Source organism: Brevibacterium linens (assembly GCF_003999335.1).
GTDB lineage: Bacteria > Actinomycetota > Actinomycetes > Actinomycetales > Brevibacteriaceae > Brevibacterium > Brevibacterium linens.
Genome location: NZ_CP026734.1, coordinates 1,063,890 through 1,087,752 on the forward strand (window position 1 = coordinate 1,063,890; position 23,863 = coordinate 1,087,752).

The following is a 23,863-nucleotide window of genomic DNA, read 5'->3' on the forward strand; positions in this document are numbered from 1 at the left end:
CACCCACCGGAAAGACAAACAATAGGAGTTTGTGAGATATGGGCACCATCTTCCTCTTCGAGATCGCCGGAACGGCGATGCTCATGCTGCTCGGCGTCGGTGTCGTCGCCAACGTCGTCCTGACCAAGACCAAAGGCAACGGCGGCGGTTGGCTGCTGATCTCCTTCGGCTGGGGCCTCGCAGTCTTCGCCGGTGTGTTCGTCGCCTACAAGACCGGAGCGCACCTCAACCCGGCTGTGACCTTCGGCATCCTCGCCAGCGGAGCCGACGAATACGCTCCCGGCATCGCCGTGACCTTCGGTCACACTGTCGCCTATCTGGCGGCGGAGATGATCGGTGCGATGCTCGGTGCCGTCCTCGCTTGGGCCGTGTACAAGAAGCACTACGACGAGGAGAAGGACGCGGGCAACATCCTCGGCACCTTCTCCACCGGCCCGGAGATCCGCTCCTATGGGTGGAACTTCGTCACCGAGGTCATCGCCACCTTCGTGCTCGTCATCGTCATCCTCCTGTTCGGAGGAACACCGGACAGGCTCGGGCCGCTGGCAGTGGCACTGATCGTCGTCGCCATCGGCGCCTCCTTGGGCGGACCGACCGGCTATGCCATCAACCCAGCTCGTGACCTCGGACCTCGTATCATGCATGCGCTGCTGCCGATCCCGAACAAGGGCAGCTCCGACTGGGCCTATTCGTGGGTGCCGGTCTTCGGCCCGCTCGTCGGCGCCGTGCTCGCCGGCGTCGTCTCCCAAGCATTCATCTGAGTACGATCACCAAGAACAACGTCGACACAGGAGTCAGAATGAGTCAGGAAAAGTTCATCCTCGCCATCGACCAGGGCACCACCTCGTCGCGGGCGATCGTCTTCGACCATGACGGGCAGATCGTCTCGTCCGGCCAGCTCGAACACGAGCAGATCTTCCCCCGCGCCGGCTGGGTCGAACACGACCCGGTTGAGATCATCAAGAACACGAACGAGGCGATCGGCCAGGCTCTCACCCGGGCGAACATCAACCGCCACCAGCTCGAAGGTGTGGGCATCACCAACCAGCGTGAGACCACCGTCATCTGGAACAAGAACACCGGCGAACCCGTCTACAACGCCATCGTGTGGCAGGATGCCCGAACCCAGAAGGTCTGCGACGAACTCGCCGGGGACGATGGACCGGACAAATACAAAGACCGGGTGGGTCTGCCGCTGGCCACCTACTTCGCCGGACCGAAGGCCAAGTGGATCTTCGACAACGTCGACGGGGTCAAGGAAGCCGCCGCGGCCGGGGACCTCCTCTTCGGCACCATGGACACCTGGGTGATCTGGAACCTCACCGGCGGAGTCAACGGCGGAATCCACGTCACCGACGTCACGAACGCTTCGCGGACGATGCTGATGAACATCGACACGCTCGACTGGAACCCCGATATCGCGGCCGATATGGGCATCCCCGTCGAGATGCTGCCCGAGATCAGGTCCTGCTCGGAGATCTACGGATACGGGGCGAAGAACGGGCTCATCATCGACACCCCGATCTGCGGCATCCTCGGCGATCAGCAGGCGGCGACGTTCGGTCAGGCGTGCTTCGAGAAGGGGCAGGCGAAGAACACCTACGGCACCGGCAACTTCATGCTCATCAACACCGGCAATGAGCCGGTGGCCAGCAAGAACGGGCTGCTCACCACGGTCGCGTACAAGATCGGCGAGGACGACGCCGTCTACGCGCTCGAAGGATCGGTGGCCGTGACCGGTTCGCTCGTGCAGTGGCTGCGCGACAACTTCGGCATCATCAACGACGCTCCCGAGGTCGAGACCCTGGCCAAGCAGGTCGACGACAACGGCGGCTGCTATATCGTGCCCGCGTTCTCCGGACTCTTCGCCCCGCACTGGGAGTCCGATGCCCGCGGCGTGATGGTGGGTCTGACCCGGTATGTGAACAAGAACCACATCGCCCGTGCAGCCCTGGAATCCGTGGCCTTCCAGTCACGCGAGGTCCTCGACTCGATGAACCTCGACTCCGGTGTCGAACTCACCGAGCTCAAGGTCGACGGAGGCATGGTCGCGAACGAAACGGTCATGCAGTTCCAGGCCGACCTCCTCGGCGTGCCCGTCATCCGACCCGAGGTCATCGAGACTACGGCGCTGGGTGCGGCGTATGCGGCGGGCATCGCCGTGAAGTTCTGGAAGGGTGAGGAGGACGTGAAGGGCAACTGGCGGGAGGACAAGCGCTGGAACCCGTCGATGGACGACGAGACGGTCGACCGTCTCTACCGCCTCTGGAACAAGGCCGTCGAACGCTCCAAGGGGTGGGTCGACGACGACACCGAAGCCCTCTACGGCTGAATTACTACCCGACGGCGGCCCAGCAACCTCGTGTGGAAACTCGCGACCTTGCTGACAACCTCACTCATTACCTTGCTGACAACCTCGCTCATTACCTTGCTGACAACCTGACTCACTAGGTTGCAGACACTCTGGGCGGGGTTGTCTTTTCTTCAGTGACATATCGTGACGGTCCGGTCAGCTGGTGCCTCGGATGGGAAATGCTTGAGCAGATAGTCATGCTGTTTCGTCAGCCACGTCTTCGTAGCTCCACGCATTCTGGCTCCAACGACTCTCCACAACGGATACCGCCTGACTGTTTCAGCGGTGCGAATTGGCAGCGGAAAATACACCGCTTCCTCACCAGTGGTCGGGTCGAACAAGGTGTAAGCGTCCTCGGTGACCACTGACTGATAGGTCCCGACCAGGGATTTCGGTACTCCGAGTCCGACAGCGTGGACATAGAGCTGTGGATTGCCCGCGGCAATCACAACACGGTCTGGCACTGCATCGGCGGCTTCTGGAAAGGGTTCGCCGGCAAACCTGTTCTGATCGGGAAGTGGTTGGTTCAACGCGGCCTGAACTCGGCGGCGTTGAGCATACTCACGTGCGATCGCTTCGACCTCAGTGCGCGGGATCGGTGTGCCGTTTGAGGGAGTATGCACGGCGGCTTCCCACGCCTGTCGCGGAGTCATATTTCCTGGCAATGCCTGATGCCGTCGGCGATTGTTGTAGCGGTCGCGGAAAGCCACGATCACCTTCTGCGCTTGCTCAAGACTGCGGGGACGGTTGGCGTCGAGGACTCTCAGCAGTGTCTGGTGGCCACGTTCGTTCTTGCCCTGGGTTTGCGGGTGTCCGGGCATGCCGGAGATTCCTCGGCAGCCGTGGTCGGCGAGGAAGAGTTGAGTGGTCACGACCCAGCCCTGACGGTTGCCGTTGAACGCGTTGCCGTTGTCAGTCAACAGCTCCTGGGGCACTCCATAGTCAGTGAAGGCAGCGGAGATGGTCTGGATCGCGTCGGCACTGTTTTCCACGCCGTGGAAGGCTTGTGTGCCGACGTCGAAGCGGGTGGAGTCATCAAGGAGCTGATACACCGTGATCTTCGTCTTACCGCCGGTGAGTGTGTATTCGAAGGCATCGAGTTGCCACATCTCCATGGCGTTGGCACGGACGAATCGGATCAATGATGATCGCGGGCGCTTCTTCGGGTTCGTTTTCACTCGCCCAGCGTCGGAGAGGATCCGACCGATCGTGGCCACAGAAGGGACGGGTTCGGTGAACTGACCGGTATCGACTCCGTGGAACCAGATCGATTTCGGGCCGGCATCCCACCCGGTGGACTCGAGTTCGGTGCGGATCTTCAGGACGAGGTCGGTGGTGGTCTGGTCATAGATTCGTACGGTGTTCTTCGGTGCCGATGAGTGGGGGTGGAGTGCCAGGAGTCCTTCGGTTTTGTAGCGTTTGCGGATCGCGTAGAACGTGGTTCGAGTGATGCCGTGGTGGCGGCAGAACTCGGTGATCGGTGGAGAGTCTGATGCGTTGGGGTCGAAGTCGATGATCGCGCGGCGGGTGGCCAGTGAAAGAGGTTCGGGCATGACCCGAAGTGTGCTTCATGGTGTCAGCAACGTCATGAGACATGGTGTCAGCAATGTGTTGAGACAGGTTGTAAGCAAGGTAGTGAGACAGCACAGCCCAGCAACCTCGCGCGAGGTTGCTGGGCCGCCGTCAGGTAGTTCTGGGGTGGGGGAGCCGCGTTAGACTGGAAGAGATGAGCACGAAGTCGAAGTCCCAGCGGAAGGTGTTGACCACCAAGAATTCTGCGCGCTCGAATTCGAGGCGCCACAAGGAGTACTTCGACGAACACGACGTCTATGAGAAGGACGCCCATCACGTCTCCGAGAATCGGATCAGACTCGGACTCTCCAGCTCCTCCGTCTCACCCATGACCGTCGAGGAGACCTTCACCCAGGCGGCCAAGCATGGCTACGACGGTGTCGAGATCATGGTCACCCACAACACCGAGACCCGCGACGTCGACCTCATCAACGGACTCGCCCGCGACACCGGACTCGACGTCATCTCCCTGCACGCTCCGACCCTGCTGTTCCTGCCGCGGGTCCTGCACAAAGACCATTGGGAGAAGCTGCGGATCACCGCGAATCTCGCCAAAGAAGTCAACGCCGACACCGTCGTTCTCCACCCGCCGTTCCGGTGGCAGGGCGAATACGCCCTCGGCTTCGTCGACGGCGTCCGACAGGTCGCTCAAGAGACCGGTGTGAAACTGGCCGTGGAGAACATGTACCCCTGGCGGGCCGGCCTGCGCGAGATCCAGGTCTACTACCCCGACTGGAACCCCCTCGACGAGGACTACGACGACCTCACCTTCGACTTCTCCCACGCCTCCACCGCCGGAATGAACGCACTGGAGACGGTGGGCGAGATCTTCGACCAGCTCCGTCACGTCCACCTCACCGACGGTGCCGGCTCGCTCAAGGACGAACACCTCGTTCCCGGCGAAGGCACCATGCCCGTCGCCGAGACCCTGCAGTACCTTGCCAAACACAACTGGCAGGGCGACGTCGTCGTCGAGGTCAACACCCGATTCGTCCGCAAACAGTCGTCTCGCGAGAAGATGCTCGCCGACTCCATCGCCTTCGCTCGTGAGCACCTAGGCCTCGACGAGGATGTTCCCCGACGCAACGCCCACAGCCACACCCGCACCTCTGAGAGCAAGTCCGCGCGATCCGGCAGTGCCGACGACGAGAGCTGACCCCGCAGTCGACAGCGAAGTCGCGATTCCATCCGTCCGACCTCGCACCGGCACGCCCGAACGCACGGACACCCACCGACCACCGCACCCAACAGATCGAAAGGCTGACGCGCTTTGACCACAATCGCCTCCATCGGAACCGGCAACATGGGCACGGCCCTGATCCAGGGAATCCTCGCTGCCGACGCGGGCATCACCGTCCGCGCGACGACGAATTCGACCGCCTCGGCGCAGCGACTCCGCGAGGCTCTGCCCACCGCCACGGTCACCTCGGTGGAGGACGATTCCCACGCGAACAGAAAAGCCGCGTCCGGAGCCGATTTCGTCTTCCTCGGCGTGAAGCCGTGGATGATGGCCGAGACTCTGCGCGAGCTCGCCGATGACCTCGACCCGGACTCCGTGCTCGTGTCCATGGCCGCCGGCGTCGCCGCCGCGGACCTCGCGAAGCTCGCCCCTGAGAACCCGATCGTGCGGATCATGCCGAACACGCCGAGTGCCATCGGTCACGGCGTCATCGCACTGGCCCCCTCCGCCGAGGTGACCGCCGCCAGCGTGGACACACTGAAGTCCCTGCTGTCGGGCGCCGGCCTCGTCGTCGATCTCGACGAATCACAGATCCCGGCCATGACCGGAATCTCCGGGTCCGGAGTGGCGTACTTCTTCCTCCTCGCCGAAGCCATGATCGCCGCCGGCGTCAAGCAGGGCCTCAGTGAGGACGTCGCCCGCCAGATGGTCGTGGCCACCGCCGACGGCGCCGGCCGACTCCTGACCGAGAAGCCCGATCCCGCCGCTCAGCGTCGGGCCGTGAGCAGTAAGGGCGGCACGACCCTGGCCGGTCTCCAGCAGTTCCTCGACTCCGGGATCTTCGATATCGCTGAGGCGGCCGCGCAGGCGGCGGCGGACCGTTCCGTGGAGATGGAACGGGAGAACTCCGAGGTCATCAACGGCTGAGCCGATTCTCCCCGCTCAGGGGAGGACGTGGGACGAGCGGGCGATCGACACGGCCTCATGCCGGGTCCGTGCCGAGAGCTTGACCATCGCCGTATTGAGATAGGACTTCACCGTCGACTCGCGCAGCGACAGCGCCTCGGCGATGCGGGCATTCGGCCATCCCAGGGCGACGTGCGAAAGGATGTCGGTCTCCCTCGGCGACAGCCGCACTGCGGGCACCGGGGTTTGGAAGTTCTCCGGATTGTGCCCGGAGAGGATATCGGCCAGGCGCGCCTCGACGCCGGTGAGCTTCTCCCGGGTCTCCTCGTCGACGATGCCGGAGCGGATGGCTCGCAGCTCCGCATAGGTGTGCCGGAGAGCCTCGCGTCCCGCGTTGTCCAGATCCGGATAGAGCGGTTCCTCCTTGACCGGGCCAAGCGGCTGCTGCCGGTAGCCGAGTCGAGCGAGATCGACCGAGAGCTCTCGCACTCGCCTCACGAGGTCTCCTGTCTGCGGGGCGGCGGCGTCGTAGTCCGCGCGATGGCCGCAGTAGACCATGCCGGTGACCTCACCACCGTGGAGGGTGGGTACGGCCACGAGGACGCGGATGCCCTCACCGAGCACCTCCTCGTCGTAGTGATGGGTGATGAGCGGGTCGATCTCATAGTCGCGGGTCAGCTGCGGAGTGCCTTCGGTCATGGCCCGTCCGCCGAGGCCGCGGCCGGTGCTGACGATGAGCGACGAGAGCAGGTTCTTATCGGCGCCGGCGACGGCTTCGACCGCGACCGAACCCTCTTCGACCATGCCTCCGAAGACGACGTCACCGGTGCCGCTCTCATGCAGGGAGTCGACGGCTTCGACGAACAGGCGACGGGTCTCGACCTTGAGTGCCCGCGTTTCCTTGGCATGCGCATTCATGTGAATAAGCTACCAACTTTCGGTGGTATTCCCCAGTGCATGCTGAACGTTACCTTGGGGTCATGTGATTCAGGACACTGATGTTCTGTCCATTCAAAGGAGAAAGAATGACTGACCCTGTCAACACCGGAGTTGACTTCCTCGCAGAGGAGGAGAGCCCGGAGTTCAAGGCCCTCAAGCGCAAACGATTCTCGGTTGTGATCCCGCTGTCGATCGCGTTCCTCGTCTGGTACTTCCTCTACGTGATCCTCAGCACCTACGCTCATGACTTCATGTCGACGAAGGTCGTGGGGGAGATCAATGTCGGGCTCGTCTTCGGGCTGCTGCAGTTCGTGACGACCTTCGCGATCACGATGTTCTACGTCTCGTTCGCCAATAAGAAGCTGGATCCTCCCGCGGAGGCGATCCGTGAACGACTGCTGGCCGAATCGGAAGGAACCCGCTCATGAGCACTCTGGCAATCGGAGACTTCGTCGCCTCGGGGGTCGACCTCCTCAGCGCAGCGACCACCGAGGTCGAGAACAACCCGGTCCTCAACATCACGATCTTCGCCGCATTCGTCGCGGTCACGATGTTCATCGTCCTGCGGGCCAGCCGCAACAACAAATCCGCTTCGGACTACTACGCCGGCGGCCGGTCGTTCACCGGACCGCAGAACGGCTTCGCCATCTCCGGCGACTACCTCTCAGCTGCGTCCTTCCTCGGCATCTGCGGTGCGATCGCCGTCAATGGCTATGACGGATTCCTCTACTCGATCGGCTTCCTCGTGGCCTGGCTCGTTGCTCTGCTCATCGTTGCCGAGCTCATGCGCAACACCGGCAAGTTCACCATGGCCGATGTGCTGTCGTTCCGGCTCAAGCAGCGTCCGGTGCGCATGGCCGCAGCACTGTCGACTCTGGCGGTCTGCTTCTTCTACCTCCTCGCCCAGATGGCCGGAGCAGGCGGTCTCGTCTCCCTGCTCATGGGCATCGACGGCAAGGTCGGTCAGTCGCTCGTCATCGCCGTCGTCGGTGCGCTGATGATCATCTACGTCCTCGTCGGCGGAATGAAGGGCACCACCTGGGTGCAGATCGTCAAAGCGGTCCTGCTCATCGCCGGTGCCTTCGCCATGACCGTCTGGGTGCTCGCCCTCAACGGCTTCAATCTCTCCACGCTGCTGGCCTCGGCAGTGGAGAATGCGGCCGGCGGCGTCGGTGAGGCGGTGCTCGAGCCGGGACTGAAGTACGGCGAGAATCCTCTCGACTTCATCTCCCTGGCATTGGCCCTCGTGCTCGGAACCGCCGGTCTGCCGCACGTCCTCATGCGCTTCTACACGGTTCCCACTGCGAAGGAGGCGCGGCGTTCCGTGGTGTGGGCGATCTGGCTCATCGGCGCGTTCTACCTCTTCACTCTCGTCCTCGGCTACGGTGCCGCCGCGCTCGTCGGTGCCGACGCGATCAACAATGCTCCCGGCGGAGTGAATTCGGCGGCACCGCTGCTCGCGCTCCACCTCGGCGGGCCCATCCTCATGGGCTTCATCTCCGCGGTCGCGTTCGCCACGATCCTCGCGGTGGTGGCGGGTCTGGCCATCACGGCGGCGGCCTCGTTCGCCCACGACATCTACGCGAACGTCATCAAGAAGGGCAAGGTCGAGGACTCCGATGCGGAGGTCAAGATCGCCCGTCGCACGGTCATCGTCATCGGTGCGGTCGCGATCATCGGCGGCATCGGAGTGCAGGGGCAGAACATCGCATTCCTTGTGGCGCTGGCCTTCGCCGTCGCCGCCAGCGCGAACCTGCCCACGATCGTGTACTCGCTGTTCTGGAAGCGCTTCACCACTCGCGGTGCGGTGTGGTCGATCTACGGCGGCCTGATCTCGGCGATGGTGCTCATTGCCTTCTCGCCGGTCGTCTCCGGTTCCGAGACCGCAATGATCCCTGGTGCCGACTTCGCGATCTTCCCGCTGTCCAACCCGGGCATCATCTCGATTCCGCTCGGATTCATCCTCGGCTGGATCGCGTCGATCACCGACCGGACTGTCGAGAGCCCCGAGCTCGCAGCAGAGATGGACGTCCGTGCCCACACCGGGTTCGGCGCCGAGGAGGCCGTCGAACACTGACCCCGCTCGCCGACCGCGTGTTCGAAGTGCAGGCGACCCGATTCCGATCAGGACGCATGCACTTCGAACACGCGGTTGTGGATACCGCAGCGTTGTGGCCGCGTCGTGACCGCCTCGGCGCACGCATCCTTGCGCTGAGAACTCGGCTGTAATCGAGCACCACGCGGGTCCGGAAGCACCGGTGACTCGAGCGCCGTGGACTGTTGACAGCCGGCGGACTCGGACGTCCCATGGGTGTGGATGCCGAGGCCGAGTCCACAGGCGGTTGAGGAGGCCTTGTCAGAGTCCCATGCGCAGCGACAGTCTTGCCGCATGTACAACGTGGTCCGCACCAGTGAACTCAGGGCGCGTGGGGTGCAGAGCAGATGCATCCGTGACGCCAAAGACTGCTGCCTTTTGGCACTCACTCAAGGGATGTATTCGGTCATCGCCCGCTGTGCGAATCCCAGACATGGTGCGATAGCGGAGTTCATCACGGATGAAGCGTGGATTCACAGAGTCGCCGAGCAGACCGACCCGGAGTCGGGGAGGCCTCGTTTCGAACTCCTCGACATGTTCGAGAAGCTGCGAGTGGCTTCGTACCCGCACTACCGATTCGACGACGTGATCTGGGGAGTCTCCGCCGCATTCGTCCATGACCTTCCGCTGCATCGACCGCCTCGGGGGAAGGTCTTCATCGCTCATCCGACGAGGCGGCACAGCAGTGCCGATGTGTCGAGGACCTCCAAGACCATTCCTGATGAGGGCGTCGTCCGCATCGGCAAGATGGCGCTCACCTCGCCCATTCGCACTGCATTCGACCTCATCGGCCAACTCGGTGAACCGGAGGGCTTCGCCGCGCTGGAGTCGTGTCTGCGCAGATCGACATTCGGTTCCGACGCAGGAGCGGACGCAGCGGCCAGGTTCGGTTACCCACCGGACACGCTGGCATTGGCCGAGCGCCGAATCGCCGAGGAATTCCTGCCCGTGCTGGGCCGACTCTCAAAAGGCCAGGTGAGAGCGCAGCGCTTGCTGTCGGCGATCGGTCCGCTGTCGGAGAGCTACGGAGAGAGTCGCTTCGCGTACATCCTCACGCAGCTGAGGCTGACCGGATTCAGTCAGCAGGCCAGGATCTGGGATGGTCACACAGTCATCGCTCGTGTGGACTTTCTGCACAGAGAATCGCGGACGATCGTTCTCGTCGACGGCTTCTCCAAATATGCCGACAACGGAGTTCAGCTGATGCGCAAAGAGGTTCGTCAGTACAATCGGCTGCTGGAGCTGGGGTACCGAATCGTCCGTCTCAACTTCACCGAGGTGACTCACCTTGAAGAATGCGCAACCAAACTCTTCGGGCAGGCACCGCACCTGAGGAAGTTCATTGCTCCACGAGTGCGTTCCCGAGCTCGCACCCAACCACGGCACCAACTGCTTGAAAATGCAGATGCCCCGATCGAAGTCACTGCTTTCACACTTTGAACCCGCGAATGTCGGATGCGCCTCGGGCCAGACGCTGTAGACTGGTCCGAGGCGCTGACCACGGCATGATCGCACCGGGCCCTGCCTGGGCGAACAGTTCGAATTCGGTGGCGACGTGCGGGCGTAGCTTAATGGTAAAGCTTCGGCTTCCCAAGCCGACGACGCGGGTTCGATTCCCGTCGCCCGCTCTCATACCGCGCACCCACACTGGCTATGCCAGCGTTCCGAGACCCATGATGCGGGGCGATCGCTTCACGTGGGGTGTGCCACTGTGGTGTTGTCGGACCTGACCGATGCACCAACTGCTTCGAAATGCAGATGCACCGCTCGAAGTCACTGCTTTCACACTTTGAACCCGCGGTTACCTCTGGCACCGCCCCGCAGTCTACGGGCGCCCGGCGAACCGACCCAGCAGCTCGACGTGCCCGGCGACGATGAGCAGGTCCTGTTTGCCCACCCGCGTCGTCGGGTCGGCGTAGGTGAAGTCGCGGCCGGGACTCTTGATGCCGACGATCGTCACACCGTATTTGTCGCGGACACCGGACTCGCTGAGGGTGAAGCCCTGGATCTCCCGCGGCGGACGCATCTTCACCACGGCGAAATGGCCCTCGTCGAACTCGATGTACTCCATCATCCGCGAACTGACCAGGTGAGCGACGCGGCGGCCGGCATCCGACTCCGGATAGAGCACATGGTGGGCGCCGATGCGGTGGAGGATCTTGCCGTGCGACGGCGAAATCGCCTTCGCCCACACCTGCGTCACGCCCAGGTCGACGAGGTTGGCCGTGGTCAGCACGCTGTCCTCGATCGAGGTTCCGATGCCGACGACGGCGGTAGAGAAGTCACCGGCACCCACCTGGCGCAGAGCGTCGATGTTCGTCGAGTCGGCCTCGACGACGTGCGTGAGTTTGCCGCTCCAGTCCTTGACGAGTTCGGGATTGTGCTCGATGGCCATCACCTCGCGACCGAGTTTGGCCAGAGTCGCCGCGGTCGAGGACCCGAAGCGTCCCAGTCCGATGACCAGGATTGAGGTGTGTTCGTTAGCCAACGACCGGCCTTTCCTCGGGGTAGCGGTAGAGACGGGCGGAGTCCTGCATGGACAGCGCTGCCGCAAGTGTAATCGTACCGAGTCGGCCGATGAGCATGATCACCGCCAGCACATAGAGGCCGAGATTCGGTGAGGAAGCCGATACTCCGGAGCTCAGCCCGACGGTGCCGAACGCGGAGATCACCTCGAACAGGACCCGGTCGAGAGGTTCGGAGCTGATCTGAAGCATTGCGAGCGTGCCGACGAAGACGATCATCGCCCCCGTGAGCAGGACCGAGATCGAGAGTTTGATCGTCGAGGAGGTCAGCCGCCGACCGAACACGTGGACGTCTTGCAGGCCCCTGGCCTCGGCGAATGCTGCCAAAATGAGAACTGCCACCGTTGTCACCTTGATTCCGCCGGCCGTCGAGGACGATCCGCCGCCGATGAACATCATGAGGTCCATGAGCAGGTGCGACGCCTGACTCATGTCCGCGATCTCCATCGTCGAGAACCCTCCCGATCGCGGCATCACGGCCATGAACAGGACTTCGATGAATGTATGACCGGCGTTCTTATCGCCGAGCGTCGCCGGGTTCGCCGACTCGAACAGCGCCAACAGCAGCAGCCCGATGGCCAGGACCGCCGTCGTGGTCGTCAGCGTCAGCTTCGTATGCAGATCCCAGCGGCTCGGCCGATTCCAGAACATCGTGACCATGAGCACGACGGGAAAGCCCAGCGACCCGACGAACACGCCGACCATGATCAGCGACAGGATCCATGGATCGGAGGCGAAGTACGCCGCCCCGCCTTCGTGGATGGTGAAACCGGCGTTGTTGAAGGCCGAGATCGAATAGAACACCGAGTACCAGATCGAGTCGCCGAGCGATTCCCCGCGGATGAGAAACCGTGGGAACAGCAGCACCGCGAGGATCGATTCGGCGGTGAAGATGGTGATGACCACGGTCTTGAGCAGCGAGCCGACCTGACCCAGATTGAGCGCCGAGGTGGCCTGCTGAGCGATGAGGCGCTGCCGGACTCCCAGCCTCCTGGAGACAGCCATGCCCAGCACCGAGGCGAGGGTGAGGATTCCGAGACCGCCGACCTGGATGCCGGCGGTGATGATCGAGATCCCGAAGTCTGACCAGTACTCCTCCGTGACGACCGGGGTCAGCCCGGTCACGCACACGGCGGAGACCGCCACGAACACCGAGTTCGCGATGTGTGTGGCCTGGTCGACTGAACCGGGGTCGCGCATGCTCGCCGGCAGCATCAGCAGGATCGCGAACGCCGCGACGACGGCGACGAAGGACCCGATCGCCAGTTGTGCCGGTGAGGCCACGGCGAGGTCGTCGACGAAGTCACGGACCCACCGGCCCGGCTTCAGCAGCCAATCGAGGCGCGGCGAGGAATTCTTGGACACAATCACCATGGTAGAGCCGGTGGCCCCGGAATCGGCGCAAGTGAGCTGCGCCATATAGCATGGTGGGCATGGCCGAAAATGATGTGTATGTCGTTTGGGACGACGAGGTGACCGGTTACAACTTCGGTCCCAGCCACCCCATGCACCCTCTCAGGCTCGACCTGACAGCGAAGCTCGCCGAGGACTTCGGGCTCTTCGACGCGGACAACGTCCACGTCAATCCCATCGGCGAGATCGATGAGGCCAAGCTCGCCCGCCTCCACGACCCCGACTACATCGCCGCCGTCAAACAGGCCGGCACCGCTGAGGGCCTCGATGAGCAGGATGCGAACAGGTTCGGAATCGGCACCGAGGATGTTCCCGGGTTCGAGAATATGCACACCGCCTCGGCGCTGCTGTTCCAAGGCAGCGTCAACGCCGCGAACGCTATCATCTCCGGTGACTATCGCCGGGCGGTGAATTTCTGCGGTGGAATGCACCACGCGATGCCGGGCAAGGCCAGCGGGTTCTGCGTCTACAACGACGCAGCCGGAGCGATCACCCAATTCCTCGAAGCCGGATACGAGCGCATCGTCTATCTCGATATCGACGCCCACCATGGTGACGGTGTCGAGGCGTTCTTCTGGGACGACCCTCGAGTGCTCACGATCTCGATCCACGAATCGGGGAAGTTCCTCTTCCCCGGCACCGGGTACCCCGCCGATATCGGCGGACTCAAGGCGGCCGCCTCGGCGGTGAATATCGCACTGCCCCCGCGCACGGGCGATGCGGACTGGCTGCGCGCCTTCGACGCCACCGTCCCGCAGATCGTCGCCGCCTTCGAACCCCAGGTCATCGTCTCCCAGCACGGCTGCGACGGTCACCGGGAGGACCCGCTGACCCATATGCGCCTGAGCGTCGACGCCATGCGCACCGCTGCCGAACGCATCCGCGATCTCGCCGTCGACCACGCCGACGGGCGGTGGCTGTCGGTCGGGGGAGGGGGATACGCGATCATCGACGTCGTGCCCCGCGCCTGGACGAATCTCCTGGCGGTCGCCGCCGGACTCGATATCGATCCCGGAGCACGGATCCCCGGACGCTGGGCCTCCTACGCCCAGACGAAGACCGGAAGGGAGGCACCGCTGTCGATGACCGACGGATTCGACGGAGCCTTCGAACCCTGGTCGAAGGGATTCGATCCCGAAGCGGAACTCGACCGTGCCGTGATGGGCACCCGGAAGAACACCTTCCCCTTCTTCGCCCTCGACCCCTACTTCGACTGAGCGGCGCCGGTCGAGAGGTGCCGCCCCGGTCGGAACCGAGTCCCGCGTCGCCCGCACTCGTCTTGTGCTTTGCTGCTCACATCATCTGAGTCGAACCCGATCCCCGCGCACGCGCGGATCGTCTGGAGCTGCCGTTGTGGATCTGGACACAGTTTTGGGAAAGCAGGCGGCCAAGCGATAGAATTGCACGGTTAGTTCAATGGGCGGGCACCTGATGTTCACCCTCCACCGACAAGCACAAGGGGTACCCGAGTGGGCTCAGTCATCAAGAAGCGCCGCAAGCGTATGTCGAAGAAGAAGCACCGCAAGCAGCTTCGCAAGACACGTCACCAGCGTCGCAACAAGAAGTAAGACCCAACGGTCCTACGCCCCCGCTCGAGTGATTTCTCGGCGGGGTTTGTTGCACCCGATGAGGAGTGAGCCATGGTCGACCTGACCTTTCTCACGCGTGTCGACTGCCATCTGTGCGCTGAAGCGCTGCAGACCGTCACCGAGGTGGCCGCGGGCAGAGACGTGACCGTGACCGAGATCGACATCGACACCGATGACGATCTGGCCGCGCAGTACGGCTGGGACGTTCCGGTCGTTCTCCTCAACGGGCGACAACACAGTTTTCATCGAGTCGATGAGGATCGGCTGTCCAAGGCGCTCGACGCCTTGGGCGCATGAGATCGATTGAAGGAGTGAGGCGGATTCGTGGGCGAGATTCTGTCCGCCAACAGGATTGAGGGTGTCGTTCGCAAAGACGTACCCGAGCGCGTGATATCCCGACTCCCGATCTATCTGCAGACCGTCGAGACCATTGCCGCCACCGGTCAGGACACGGTGTCGTCGGAGGACCTTGCCGCACGCAGCGGTGTGTCCCCGTCGATTCTGCGCAAGGACCTGTCCCAGCTGGGGCGATCGGGAACCCGCGGGGTCGGCTACTCCTGTCCGGAACTGGCCGCGACCCTGCGGACATTCCTCGGCCTCGACCGAGATCGACGCGTCGCCATCATCGGCGCCGGTCGCCTCGGTTCGGCGTTGGCCGACTACGCCGGATTCCGGCGCCGCGGTCTGGAACTCACCGCCGTGTTCGACATCGACGAGGAGAAGATCGGCACCTCCATCGGTGCTCTGACCGTCTCCTCCCTGGACGACCTGCCCGCCTGGTCCGAAAATATCGACCTGGTGGTCATGGCTGTCCCCGCAGCCGCGGCATCCGCGGCGGCCCAGAAGGCCGTCGAAGCAGGTGTGCGCGGCATTCTCAATTTCTCACCCACCGTGCTCGACGCACCGGATACCGTCCGTGTCCATCAGGTCGACTTGGCCAGTGAGCTGCAAGTACTCGCATACTATTCGGCGCTGGACACGGCACCGCTCAACCCTGGTTTTGAGGAGCACAGGAATTGACTCTCTTGGTTCTCGGCATTTCACATCAGTCGGCTCCGATCGACATGCTCGATCGCATGGCCTTCGGCGCCGGTGAGGTCGGCACTCTGCGCCGCGACGCCCTGGCCGGAGAGAATGTCGAAGGACTCGCGGTGCTCTCGACGTGCAATCGTCTCGAACTCATCGCCGATGTCTCCGCCTTCCACGGGGGACTGGCCGACCTCGGCAATGCACTCGTGTCCTCGATCGACAAAGAGTGGTCCGATATCGCCGGGCACTTCTACGCGCACTACGACCATCAGGCCATGGAGCACCTGCTCAGGGTCGCCTGCGGGCTGGACTCCATGGCCATCGGCGAAGCTCAGATCCTCGGTCAGCTGCGCTCGTCGTTCACGGAATCGCAGTCGGACAAGGCGCTGACGTCCGAACTCTCCCAGGCTCTGCAGCAGGCGCTGCGGGTCGGCAAGCGCGCCCATTCGGAGACCGACCTCGGCGACGTCGCGCGGTCCCTGTTCGGCGCCGGCATCGAAGCCTCGGCCGCGCATATCGGATCCCTGCGCGCCGCCAATGCCCTGGTCATCGGTGCCGGAGCCATGTCGGGCCTCGTGGTGTCCGGACTGCACAAGGAAGGCGTCGCCCACATCACCGTGCTCAACCGCACGCTGGACAAGGCCGAACGCCTCGTCGCCGAGGTGGGCGGACGCGCCCGTGAACTCACCCCGCGGATCATGGCCGAAGAGATCGCCGACGCCGACCTCATCGTCTCCTGCACCGGTGCTCGCGGAGTCGTGGTCAGCCGTGACGACATCGTCGCCGGGCTCTCACAGAACCCCAAGGGTGCCGCGAACAAGGCCTTCATCGATCTCGCCCTTCCGCACGACATCGACCCCAGCGTCCGCGAGTTCGAACATGTCGCCCTCTTCGGCCTCGGCGAGATCCGCGAACTCCTGCGCGGGTCCGACAAGGAACGCGACGCGAAGGTCGTGAGCACTGTCGAAGAGGTGCGCTCCATCATCGCCGCCGAGCTCGAGAACATCGCCACCGGCTACAGGGAGCGTTCGGTCGCTCCGACCGTGACCGCGCTGCGCTCCCACGCCAAAGATGTGCTCGCCTCCGAGACTCAGCGCCTGGAGAAGAAGCTCGGTGACTCGGTCGACGAGAAGTCATTCGCAGAGATCCGAAAGTCCCTGCATCGGGTGGCGGAGAAGCTCATCCACACCCCGACCGTGAAGGTCAAGGAACTCGCTGTGACCGAATCCGAGGTCGACTACGCTCAGGCGCTCATGCAGCTCTTCGACCTGCCGGTCAACAAGGTCGCCCATGCCAAGACCGCTCCGGAGACGAAGGTCGCGACGGCCGCCAGTGCACACCATGTCGAGGCCGACGGCGTCCGTCCGGTCGCCGATCACACCCTCGACATCGTCGAACCCGAACACTTCACCGGTCGCACCGTGCGTCTGGGCACCCGCCGGTCCCAGCTGGCCCGTTCTCAGTCCACGGCGATCGCTCACCAGATCGCGGCGCTGACCGGTTGGCGCGTCGAGATCGTCGAGGTCGTCACCGAGGGCGATGTCAACATGTCGCCGCTGGCCGGTTTCGGCGGCACCGGAGTCTTCGTCTCCGCCGTCCGGCAGGCCCTTCACCAGGGCAAGATCGATCTGGCCGTGCACTCGCTCAAGGACCTGCCCACCACCCCCGAGGCGGGAATCCAGATGGCAGCCATCCCGCCGCGCGTCGACCCGGCCGATGTCCTCATCGGCCGTGACGGGCTCGGTCTGGCTGACCTTCCCGCCGGGTCCGTCATCGGCACCGGCTCGCCGCGTCGTGCCGTGCAGCTGCGTGCGGCACGTCCCGATATCGAGGTCCGGGGTGTGCGCGGAAACGTCGACACCCGCATCGCCCACGTCCGCGACGGTCGCCTCGACGCAGTCGTCCTCGCCGCCGCCGGGGTGCGTCGCATCGGTCGGCTCGCCGAGGCCACCGACTCGCTGGGCTTCGACGTCATGCTTCCGGCGCCCGGCCAGGGAGCACTGGCGGTGGAGACACGCAGCGCCGACAGTCCCTTCGCCACCACCGCGGACATCCTCGACGGCGACGCCGAGGTCCGGGCCGCTCTGCGTCGGATCCACGACCAGACGACCGACCTCGCCGTGACCTGCGAACGGGCGATCCTCTCCCGCGCCGAAGCCGGCTGCTCGGCTCCCATCGGCGCGCTGGCGAAGATCCAAGGCACCGAATTCATCGTCGACGCCGTCATGGCCGATGATGACGGCAAGCTCGCCCGTACCCGTCAGAGCGCCGAACTGCCTGCTCTCCTCGACGTCGACTGGAGCACCGCCGGCGAGCAGCAGCTGTCGGTGACCGAGAAGGAACTGGCCCGAGTCGCGGACGAACTCGGCACCGCCGCCGCCGAGGACCTCCTGGGCAGGCTCGGCATCGATCCGGCAGCCAGCGCCGATCACCTCACCCCAGTCAAGGTTCAGGAGCAGGGATGAACAGCCAACCGACAACGGGCCAGGTGCAGCCGCGCCGACTCCTGCCGGCAGCCCCGCGCGTCGTCTTCATCGGCAGCGGACCCGGCGAATCGGGTCTGATGACGATGCGCGGCGCCGAAATCCTCGCCACCGCCGAAACCGTCGTCTACGACGCCGATGTCCACTCCGAGATCGTCACCGCTTACGTGCCGCAGGCCGCCACGCTCATCGATGCCGCCGACCTCGGAGTCGCCGCCTCGACCCGCGGCCGGCGCATGGCCGAACTCGCCCGCCCGGACAAGACCGTGGTGCGGCTGAGCTCGGACGACGGAATCATCTTCACCACCACGACCGCGGAAGCCGGAGTCTGCCGCAGGGAACAGGTCGAGGTCGAGATCGTGCCCGGAGTCGGACTCTCCGCCTCGACCGCGGCCTACACCGGAACCGCGCTGACGACCAACCGCGTCCGATCCGTGCGTTTCATCGAAGCCGGACCGCAGACCCACGTCGACGTCTCTCGCCACCGCAACACCACCCATGTCCTCACCGGCAGCGCCGCCGCTCACGAACAGGCCATCGAGGCACTGCTCGCCGATGGCTGGGACGAGGATACGAAAGTCCTCCTCGGGTGGGGCATCTCCACGGTCGAGCAGACAAGCGTGGAGACGACCTTGAGACAGGCGCTGTCCATGGCGCAGACAGGTTCGGATCGTATGGTGGTGATCATGGGACAGGGAGTGGAATCCAGAGGAGAACTCAGCTGGTTCGAATCCAAACCGCTCTTCGGCTGGCAGGTGCTCATCCCACGAACGAAGGAACAGGGGACCTCCACGGCAGAAGCCCTGGCCGAACTCGGTGCAGTCGGCACCGTCGTGCCCACCATCGCCGTCCAGCCGCCGCGCACACCGACCCAGATGGAGAAGGCGATCCGCGGCCTCGTCGACGGATCCTACGAATGGGTCGGATTCACCTCCGTCAACGCCGTGCGCGCGGTGCGCATGTGGTTCGAAGACTTCGGGCTCGACTCCCGGTCGATGGCCGGAGTCAAGGTCGCAGCCGTCGGAGGCCGTACCGCCGCAGCGCTGGTCGACTGGGGAATCACCCCCGACCTCGTCCCCGATGGGGAGCACTCCGCACGTGGCCTGGCCGCAGCCTGGCCGGACTTCGTCGATGACATCGACCCGATGAACACGGTTCTGCTGCCCCGCGCCGACATCGCCACCGAGGTGCTCGTGGCCGGGCTGCTGGAGAAGGGCTGGGACCCCGACGACGTCACCGCCTACCGCACGGTCCGCGCGTCCCCGCCGCCGGCGCCGATCCGCGAATCGATCAAGGCCGGCGACTTCGACGCCTTCCTGTTCACCTCCTCATCGACGGTGCGCAACCTCGTCGGCATCGCCGGCAAACCCGCACCCACCTCGGTGATCTGCTGCATCGGCCCGGCGACAGCGAACACCGCGGCCGAACACGGGCTGCGCGTCGACGTCCTCGCCGAGGAAGCCAACCTCACCTCGCTCATCGACGGACTCGTCGATTTCGCACTCACCCAGCGCGCCGACGACGTGGAAGCCGGGATCTCCCCGCAGCGTCCGAGTCAGAAGCGCCGCAGAAGGAAGGCCTGACATGTCATTGGTTCCCGGAACCGTCCGTCCCCGCCGACTGCGGTCGAGCCCGGCACTGCGCCGGCTCGTCTCCGAGGTGCGCGTCCATCCCTCCGACCTCATCCTGCCGATGTTCGTCAAGGAGGGGCTGAGCGAACCGCTGCCGCTGAGCGGTATGCCCGGAGTCGTCCAGCACACGCTGGACTCCCTGCTCGAGGCCGCCCGGGAAGCGGTGGCGGCCGGAGTCGGCGGACTCATGCTCTTCGGCATCCCCGAATACAAGGATGAGATCGGCTCACAGGCCGATGACCCCGACGGCATCCTCAACCGGGCGCTGTCGCTGCTGGCCGACGAATTCGGCGATGACACCGTGATCATGGCGGACCTGTGCCTCGACGAATTCACCTCCCACGGCCACTGCGGAGTCCTCGACGAGGACGGTGCGGTCGATAACGACGCCACCCTCGACCGCTACGCCTCGATGGCGCTGGCCCAGGCCCGCGCGGGAGCTCACGTGCTCGGCCTGTCCGGCATGATGGACGGTCAGGTCGCCTACTGCCGCGAAGCTCTCGACGCCGCCGGATTCACCGACGTCGTCGTCATGGGCTACACCGCGAAGTACGCCTCCGCCTTCTACGGTCCCTTCCGCGAAGCCGTCGATTCCGAACTCCAGGGCGATCGGAAGACCTACCAGCAGGATCCCGCCAACGGCCGTGAGGCGATGCGCGAACTCGGCCTCGACCTCGCCGAAGGCGCCGACATCGTCATGGTCAAGCCGGGGCTGCCGTATCTCGACGTACTCGCCGAGGTGGCTCAGGAGTCCATAGTGCCAGTGTGGACCTACCAGGTGTCCGGAGAGTACGCGATGATCGAATTCGCGGCCGCCGCCGGAGCCATCGACCGGGAGAAGGCGATCGAGGAATCTCTCATCGCCTTCAAACGTGCCGGATCCGATGCGATCCTCACCTACTGGGCCACCGAGGTCGCCCAGCGCCTCCAGGTGGAGGCCGCCGGCCACATGTCCGACCGCGACGCCCGCGGAGGCCGGTGATGACCGAGCCTCGCTGGCTCTCGGCGGTCGACCAGAGAGCCTGGCGCAGCTACCTCAACGGCTCTCAGCTGCTCAGCACACAGCTGGACAAGGAGCTGCGTGAGAAGCACGGCATCGGCCTGCCCGAATACGAAATCCTCGTACGTCTGTCCGAACACGACGACCGGACGATGCGAATGGCGCTGCTCGCCACCGACACGACCATGTCCCGATCCCGGCTGACCCACTGCGTCGCCCGAATGGAGAAGCGCGGACTGCTCGAGCGTTCCGCCATCCCCGAGGATGGCCGTGGGGTCAACTGCGTGATGACCGAGGCCGGATGGCAGCTGCTGCGGGCCGCGGCACCCGATCACGTCGCCGGAGTCCGCAGCCACCTCGTCGATCTTCTCGACCCCGAGGAGATGGAGACCCTGGGGCGGATCTTCACCAAAGTCTTCGACCATATGACAGACATCGACGGCTCCTGAACCGTCCCCACGCATAACTGAGAACGTTCCCGGGACGAAACCCCAACCGCCAAGAATCAGAGGAGAACCATGACGACAGCAGAGACGAACGGTCACACCACCGATCGGTCCGCCGCCCTCTTCACCCGCGCCGAGGCGGTCATCCCCGGCGGAGTGAACTCCCCGGTCCGCGCGTTCAAGGCCGTCGGCGGCACCCCCCGTTTCATCACCGAGGCGACCGGTGCGTGGCTGCGCGACGCCGACGGCAACGACTACATCGACCTCATCGGGTCCTGGGGCCCGATGATCATGGGCCACTCTCGCCCCGAGGTCGTCGCCGCCGTCCAAGAAGCCGCCGTCAAGGGATTCTCCTTCGGCACGCCTTCGACCGGTGAGGTCGAACTCGCCGAGGAGATCGTTCGCCGCGTCGATCCCGTCGACCAGGTCCGTCTCGTGTCCTCGGGCACCGAGGCCACCATGTCGGCGATCCGTCTGGCCCGCGGTTACACGGGACGGTCCAAGGTCGTGAAGTTCGCCGGCTGCTACCACGGTCACGTCGACTCGCTGCTGGCCCAGGCCGGCTCCGGACTGGCCACGTTCTCTCTGCCCGACACCCCCGGAGTCACCGGCGCCCAGGCACAGGACACGATCGTCGTCGACTACAACGACGCCGCCGGTCTCGAAGCCGTATTCGCCGAACACGGGGCGGACATCGCCTGCGTCATCACCGAGGCCAGCCCCGGCAATATGGGCGTAGTGCCTCCCCGCGACGGTTTCACGAACACCATCCGTCGGCTGACCAAGGAACACGGTGCGCTGATGATCAGCGACGAAGTGATGACCGGTTTCCGCGTCTCCGCCGCCGGTTGGTACGGATACGAAGTCGACACCCTCGGCTATCCCGACGGGCCGGCCGATCTGTTCACCTTCGGCAAGGTCATGGGCGGCGGCTTCCCGGCAGCGGCCTTCGGCGGTCGCGCCGACGTCATGGCCCACCTCGCCCCCTCCGGGCCCGTCTACCAGGCCGGAACGCTGTCGGGCAATCCGGTGGCCACCGCTGCCGGGCTGGCCACGCTCACGCTGACGACCGAACTCGATGTGTACTCGCATATCGGTCGTGCCGCGGACATTCTGCGCCCGGCAGTCGCTGCGAGCCTGGAGGCCGAAGGCGTCGCCCACGTCATCCAGTCCGCGAACTCGATGTTCTCCGTGTTCTTCACCCACACCGCTGTGACGAACTATGACCAGGCCCGGGCGCAGAACGTCGACCGCTACACCGCATTCTTCAACGCCATGCTCGACCAGGGCATCCACATGCCCCCGAGCGCGTTCGAAGCCTGGTTCCTCTCGTACGCCCACACCGATGAGATCCTCGACCGGATCCTCAGCGCACTGCCTGCGGCGGCCAAGGCCGCGGCCGCAGTTCCGGAGGCCGGGAAGGCGCAGTCATGACCACCATCCACCTCGTCCGGCACGGCGAAGTCGACAACCCCGAGGGCATCCTCTACGGTCGTCTGCCGCATTTCGGTCTCACCGAGCGCGGACACGAGATGGCCGGGCGCGTGGCCGAGCACTTCCACGCCGCATCCACGCGTCCGGTCGAACTCGTCGCCTCTCCGCTGCTGCGGGCCCAGCAGACGATTCGTCCGCTGTCGAAGTCCCTCGACCTGCCGGTGTTCGACGACGATCGGGTCATCGAAGCCGCGAACTCGTTCGAGGGGCAGAAGCTGGGCGTGCGTCGGTTGGCGGAGCCGAAGAACCTGGTGCGCCTCTACAACCCGCTCACCCCGTCCTGGGGAGAGCCGTACAAGCAGATCGTGCTGCGCATGCGGGCCGCGATGGCCAGTCTGAGAGCCAAGCTCGACCGCCACGGTCCGGACGCCGAAGGAGTCATCGTCTCCCACCAGCTGCCGATCTGGATGAGCCGCCTGTCGGGGGAGGGACGCTCACTCGTCCACGACCCGCGCAGACGCGAATGTGACCTGGCTTCTATCACCAGTTTCACATTCGATTCCTCCACACTGGTGTCCGTGAGTTATGAGAGCATCTGTGCCGATCTGCAGCCGGGCACCGCGGTGGCGGGAGCATGAGTTTCGGACGCCATTCCCTCAACCGTCGGGCCCTCTTCACCTCGGCGCTCGCCGCCGGAACGGCCCTGGCGCTCAGCGCCTGCAGCGAGAACGATGAGCTGGCCGATCAGGCCGGATCCGACCAGGGGTACGTCTCCGGCTCGGGAGTCGTCTCGCAGGTGGCGGCCGAGGACCGCGGCGAACCCCTCGATCTGAGCTTCGAGACCCTCGACGGGAAGTCCATGTCTCTGGCCGATCTGCGTCCCACCCCGGTGGTCGTCAACCTCTGGTACGCGGCATGCCCGCCGTGCCGGAAAGAAGCCCCGGACCTGAAGTCCGTGTCCGAGGAATTCGGGGACAAGGCCCAGTTCATCGGCGTCAACGTCCGCGACCAAGAGGCTGCGGCCAACGCGTTCATCCAGAACTACCAGGTGCCGTACCCGAACATGCTCGATTCGAACGGTGAGATGGTGTCTCTGCTCTCCGGAGTCCTGCCCCCGCAGGCCACCCCGTCGACGGTGGTCCTCGACGCGAAGGGCCGGGCCGCGGCCAGAGTCGTCGGTGAGATCGATGCCTCGACTCTCAAGGGACTCATCGAGGACGTGCTGGCCGAGTGAGTGGACTCGGGGCGGACTTCGCCCAGACCGTCCT

The 23,863-nt window shown here is 64.6% G+C and carries 22 protein-coding genes and 1 tRNA gene; 19 read left to right on the forward strand and 4 right to left on the reverse strand.

From position 1 onward, the window contains the following. Positions 1-38: 38 nt before the first annotated feature. Both CXR29_RS04560 and glpK read left to right on the forward strand, forming a co-directional pair. Positions 39-761 carry an MIP/aquaporin family protein gene (locus CXR29_RS04560; protein WP_127364028.1) on the forward strand — a complete coding sequence of 241 codons (723 nt, stop codon included), beginning with the start codon at positions 39-41 and terminating at the stop codon, positions 759-761. Between the two features lie 38 nt (positions 762-799). Beyond that, positions 800-2,332, forward strand: a complete 1,533-nt coding sequence (gene glpK, locus CXR29_RS04565) for a glycerol kinase GlpK (RefSeq protein WP_127364029.1) — start codon at positions 800-802, stop codon at positions 2,330-2,332. Positions 2,333-2,484: 152 nt separating this feature from the next. On the opposite strand, the gene CXR29_RS04570 is transcribed toward glpK, so the two are convergent. After that, positions 2,485-3,906, reverse strand: coding sequence for an integrase core domain-containing protein (locus CXR29_RS04570; RefSeq protein ID WP_127363809.1), 1,422 nt, complete (start codon positions 3,904-3,906; stop codon positions 2,485-2,487). A 173-nt stretch (positions 3,907-4,079) separates the two neighbouring features. On the opposite strand from CXR29_RS04570, the gene CXR29_RS04575 reads away from it, so the two are divergent. Together CXR29_RS04575 and proC are read left to right on the forward strand one after the other, a co-directional pair. After that, entirely contained in the window at positions 4,080-5,081 is a 1,002-nt protein-coding gene (locus CXR29_RS04575) for a sugar phosphate isomerase/epimerase family protein (RefSeq protein WP_127364030.1), read from the forward strand. Positions 5,082-5,195: 114 nt separating this feature from the next. Next, positions 5,196-6,032 (forward strand): pyrroline-5-carboxylate reductase, encoded by an 837-nt coding sequence (proC, locus tag CXR29_RS04580; protein ID WP_101555833.1) that lies wholly within the window; start codon positions 5,196-5,198, stop codon positions 6,030-6,032. A 15-nt stretch (positions 6,033-6,047) separates the two neighbouring features. Here the strand turns inward: proC and CXR29_RS04585 are convergent, their stop codons facing one another. Continuing rightward, positions 6,048-6,929, reverse strand: coding sequence for a helix-turn-helix transcriptional regulator (locus tag CXR29_RS04585; protein WP_127364031.1), 882 nt, complete (start codon positions 6,927-6,929; stop codon positions 6,048-6,050). 107 nt (positions 6,930-7,036) lie between these two features. Here CXR29_RS04585 and CXR29_RS04590 point away from each other — a divergent pair, with 107 nt between their 5' ends. The 4 genes from CXR29_RS04590 (at position 7,037) to CXR29_RS04605 (ending at position 10,673) form a co-directional block, all read left to right on the forward strand. After that, positions 7,037-7,378, forward strand: coding sequence for a DUF485 domain-containing protein (locus CXR29_RS04590; protein ID WP_025780992.1), 342 nt, complete (start codon positions 7,037-7,039; stop codon positions 7,376-7,378). Beyond that, positions 7,375-9,027, forward strand: a complete 1,653-nt coding sequence (locus tag CXR29_RS04595) for a solute symporter family protein (protein ID WP_206516257.1) — start codon at positions 7,375-7,377, stop codon at positions 9,025-9,027. Before CXR29_RS04590 ends, CXR29_RS04595 begins: the two co-directional genes overlap by 4 nt. Before the next feature lie 396 nt (positions 9,028-9,423). Continuing rightward, positions 9,424-10,485, forward strand: a complete 1,062-nt coding sequence (locus CXR29_RS04600; RefSeq protein WP_127364032.1) for a hypothetical protein — start codon at positions 9,424-9,426, stop codon at positions 10,483-10,485. A gap of 117 nt (positions 10,486-10,602) precedes the next feature. Further along, positions 10,603-10,673, forward strand: a tRNA-Gly gene (locus tag CXR29_RS04605). A gap of 197 nt (positions 10,674-10,870) precedes the next feature. Here the strand turns inward: CXR29_RS04605 and CXR29_RS04610 are convergent. Then, positions 10,871-11,533, reverse strand: a complete 663-nt coding sequence (locus tag CXR29_RS04610) for a potassium channel family protein (protein WP_025777778.1) — start codon at positions 11,531-11,533, stop codon at positions 10,871-10,873. Further along, complete coding sequence (locus tag CXR29_RS04615) at positions 11,526-12,944, reverse strand: TrkH family potassium uptake protein (protein WP_241241590.1); 1,419 nt, start codon at positions 12,942-12,944, stop codon at positions 11,526-11,528. Before CXR29_RS04615 ends, CXR29_RS04610 begins: the two co-directional genes overlap by 8 nt. Positions 12,945-13,003: 59 nt before the next feature. Between CXR29_RS04615 and CXR29_RS04620 the strand changes: the two genes are divergently transcribed. The 11 genes from CXR29_RS04620 to CXR29_RS04670 all read left to right on the forward strand — a co-directional run bounded on the left by CXR29_RS04620 (position 13,004) and on the right by CXR29_RS04670 (position 23,829). Next, complete coding sequence (locus CXR29_RS04620; protein WP_025777776.1) at positions 13,004-14,200, forward strand: acetoin utilization protein AcuC; 1,197 nt, start codon at positions 13,004-13,006, stop codon at positions 14,198-14,200. A gap of 252 nt (positions 14,201-14,452) precedes the next feature. Beyond that, complete coding sequence (locus CXR29_RS04625; protein ID WP_009882927.1) at positions 14,453-14,551, forward strand: 30S ribosomal protein bS22; 99 nt, start codon at positions 14,453-14,455, stop codon at positions 14,549-14,551. 72 nt (positions 14,552-14,623) lie between these two features. Continuing rightward, positions 14,624-14,869 (forward strand): glutaredoxin family protein, encoded by a 246-nt coding sequence (locus CXR29_RS04630; protein ID WP_101556056.1) that lies wholly within the window; start codon positions 14,624-14,626, stop codon positions 14,867-14,869. A 27-nt stretch (positions 14,870-14,896) separates the two neighbouring features. After that, positions 14,897-15,592, forward strand: a complete 696-nt coding sequence (locus tag CXR29_RS04635) for a redox-sensing transcriptional repressor Rex (RefSeq protein WP_101594637.1) — start codon at positions 14,897-14,899, stop codon at positions 15,590-15,592. Further along, on the forward strand, positions 15,589-18,066 hold the full coding sequence (gene hemA / locus CXR29_RS04640; RefSeq protein ID WP_101556058.1) for a glutamyl-tRNA reductase: 2,478 nt from the start codon (positions 15,589-15,591) through the stop codon (positions 18,064-18,066). The genes CXR29_RS04635 and hemA overlap by 4 nt, the downstream gene beginning before the upstream one ends. Beyond that, a complete protein-coding gene (locus CXR29_RS04645; RefSeq protein WP_101556059.1) occupies positions 18,063-19,667 on the forward strand; it encodes a bifunctional uroporphyrinogen-III C-methyltransferase/uroporphyrinogen-III synthase in 1,605 nt (534 codons plus the stop codon). Before hemA ends, CXR29_RS04645 begins: the two co-directional genes overlap by 4 nt. A gap of 1 nt (position 19,668) precedes the next feature. Then, the gene (hemB, locus tag CXR29_RS04650) at positions 19,669-20,697 is read left to right on the forward strand and encodes a porphobilinogen synthase (protein ID WP_101556060.1); all 1,029 of its coding nucleotides are present in this window, start codon (positions 19,669-19,671) and stop codon (positions 20,695-20,697) included. Then, the gene (locus CXR29_RS04655) at positions 20,697-21,164 is read left to right on the forward strand and encodes a MarR family winged helix-turn-helix transcriptional regulator (protein WP_101556061.1); all 468 of its coding nucleotides are present in this window, start codon (positions 20,697-20,699) and stop codon (positions 21,162-21,164) included. Before hemB ends, CXR29_RS04655 begins: the two co-directional genes overlap by 1 nt. A 69-nt stretch (positions 21,165-21,233) precedes the next feature. Next, positions 21,234-22,595 carry a glutamate-1-semialdehyde 2,1-aminomutase gene (hemL, locus tag CXR29_RS04660; RefSeq protein ID WP_127364033.1) on the forward strand — a complete coding sequence of 454 codons (1,362 nt, stop codon included), beginning with the start codon at positions 21,234-21,236 and terminating at the stop codon, positions 22,593-22,595. Continuing rightward, entirely contained in the window at positions 22,592-23,233 is a 642-nt protein-coding gene (locus CXR29_RS04665) for a histidine phosphatase family protein (RefSeq protein ID WP_127364034.1), read from the forward strand. Before hemL ends, CXR29_RS04665 begins: the two co-directional genes overlap by 4 nt. Further along, positions 23,230-23,829 carry a TlpA family protein disulfide reductase gene (locus CXR29_RS04670; protein WP_101556064.1) on the forward strand — a complete coding sequence of 200 codons (600 nt, stop codon included), beginning with the start codon at positions 23,230-23,232 and terminating at the stop codon, positions 23,827-23,829. Before CXR29_RS04665 ends, CXR29_RS04670 begins: the two co-directional genes overlap by 4 nt. Positions 23,830-23,863: the final 34 nt, after the last annotated feature.

What these genes read in the sequence shown, in the direction of transcription:
- CXR29_RS04670 (WP_101556064.1), top strand. Translation starts at nt 23,230, where the DNA reads ATGAGTTTCGGACGCCATTCCCTCAACCGTCGGGCCCTCTTCACCTCG.
- CXR29_RS04630 (WP_101556056.1), top strand. Translation starts at nt 14,624, where the DNA reads ATGGTCGACCTGACCTTTCTCACGCGTGTCGACTGCCATCTGTGCGCT.
- CXR29_RS04585 (WP_127364031.1), bottom strand. Translation starts at nt 6,929, where the DNA reads ATGAATGCGCATGCCAAGGAAACGCGGGCACTCAAGGTCGAGACCCGT.
- CXR29_RS04620 (WP_025777776.1), top strand. Translation starts at nt 13,004, where the DNA reads ATGGCCGAAAATGATGTGTATGTCGTTTGGGACGACGAGGTGACCGGT.
- CXR29_RS04645 (WP_101556059.1), top strand. Translation starts at nt 18,063, where the DNA reads ATGAACAGCCAACCGACAACGGGCCAGGTGCAGCCGCGCCGACTCCTG.
- hemB (WP_101556060.1), top strand. Translation starts at nt 19,669, where the DNA reads ATGTCATTGGTTCCCGGAACCGTCCGTCCCCGCCGACTGCGGTCGAGC.
- CXR29_RS04575 (WP_127364030.1), top strand. Translation starts at nt 4,080, where the DNA reads ATGAGCACGAAGTCGAAGTCCCAGCGGAAGGTGTTGACCACCAAGAAT.
- glpK (WP_127364029.1), top strand. Translation starts at nt 800, where the DNA reads ATGAGTCAGGAAAAGTTCATCCTCGCCATCGACCAGGGCACCACCTCG.
- CXR29_RS04560 (WP_127364028.1), top strand. Translation starts at nt 39, where the DNA reads ATGGGCACCATCTTCCTCTTCGAGATCGCCGGAACGGCGATGCTCATG.
- CXR29_RS04595 (WP_206516257.1), top strand. Translation starts at nt 7,375, where the DNA reads ATGAGCACTCTGGCAATCGGAGACTTCGTCGCCTCGGGGGTCGACCTC.
- CXR29_RS04655 (WP_101556061.1), top strand. Translation starts at nt 20,697, where the DNA reads ATGACCGAGCCTCGCTGGCTCTCGGCGGTCGACCAGAGAGCCTGGCGC.
- CXR29_RS04665 (WP_127364034.1), top strand. Translation starts at nt 22,592, where the DNA reads ATGACCACCATCCACCTCGTCCGGCACGGCGAAGTCGACAACCCCGAG.
- CXR29_RS04570 (WP_127363809.1), bottom strand. Translation starts at nt 3,906, where the DNA reads ATGCCCGAACCTCTTTCACTGGCCACCCGCCGCGCGATCATCGACTTC.
- CXR29_RS04590 (WP_025780992.1), top strand. Translation starts at nt 7,037, where the DNA reads ATGACTGACCCTGTCAACACCGGAGTTGACTTCCTCGCAGAGGAGGAG.
- CXR29_RS04615 (WP_241241590.1), bottom strand. Translation starts at nt 12,944, where the DNA reads ATGGTGATTGTGTCCAAGAATTCCTCGCCGCGCCTCGATTGGCTGCTG.
- hemL (WP_127364033.1), top strand. Translation starts at nt 21,234, where the DNA reads ATGACGACAGCAGAGACGAACGGTCACACCACCGATCGGTCCGCCGCC.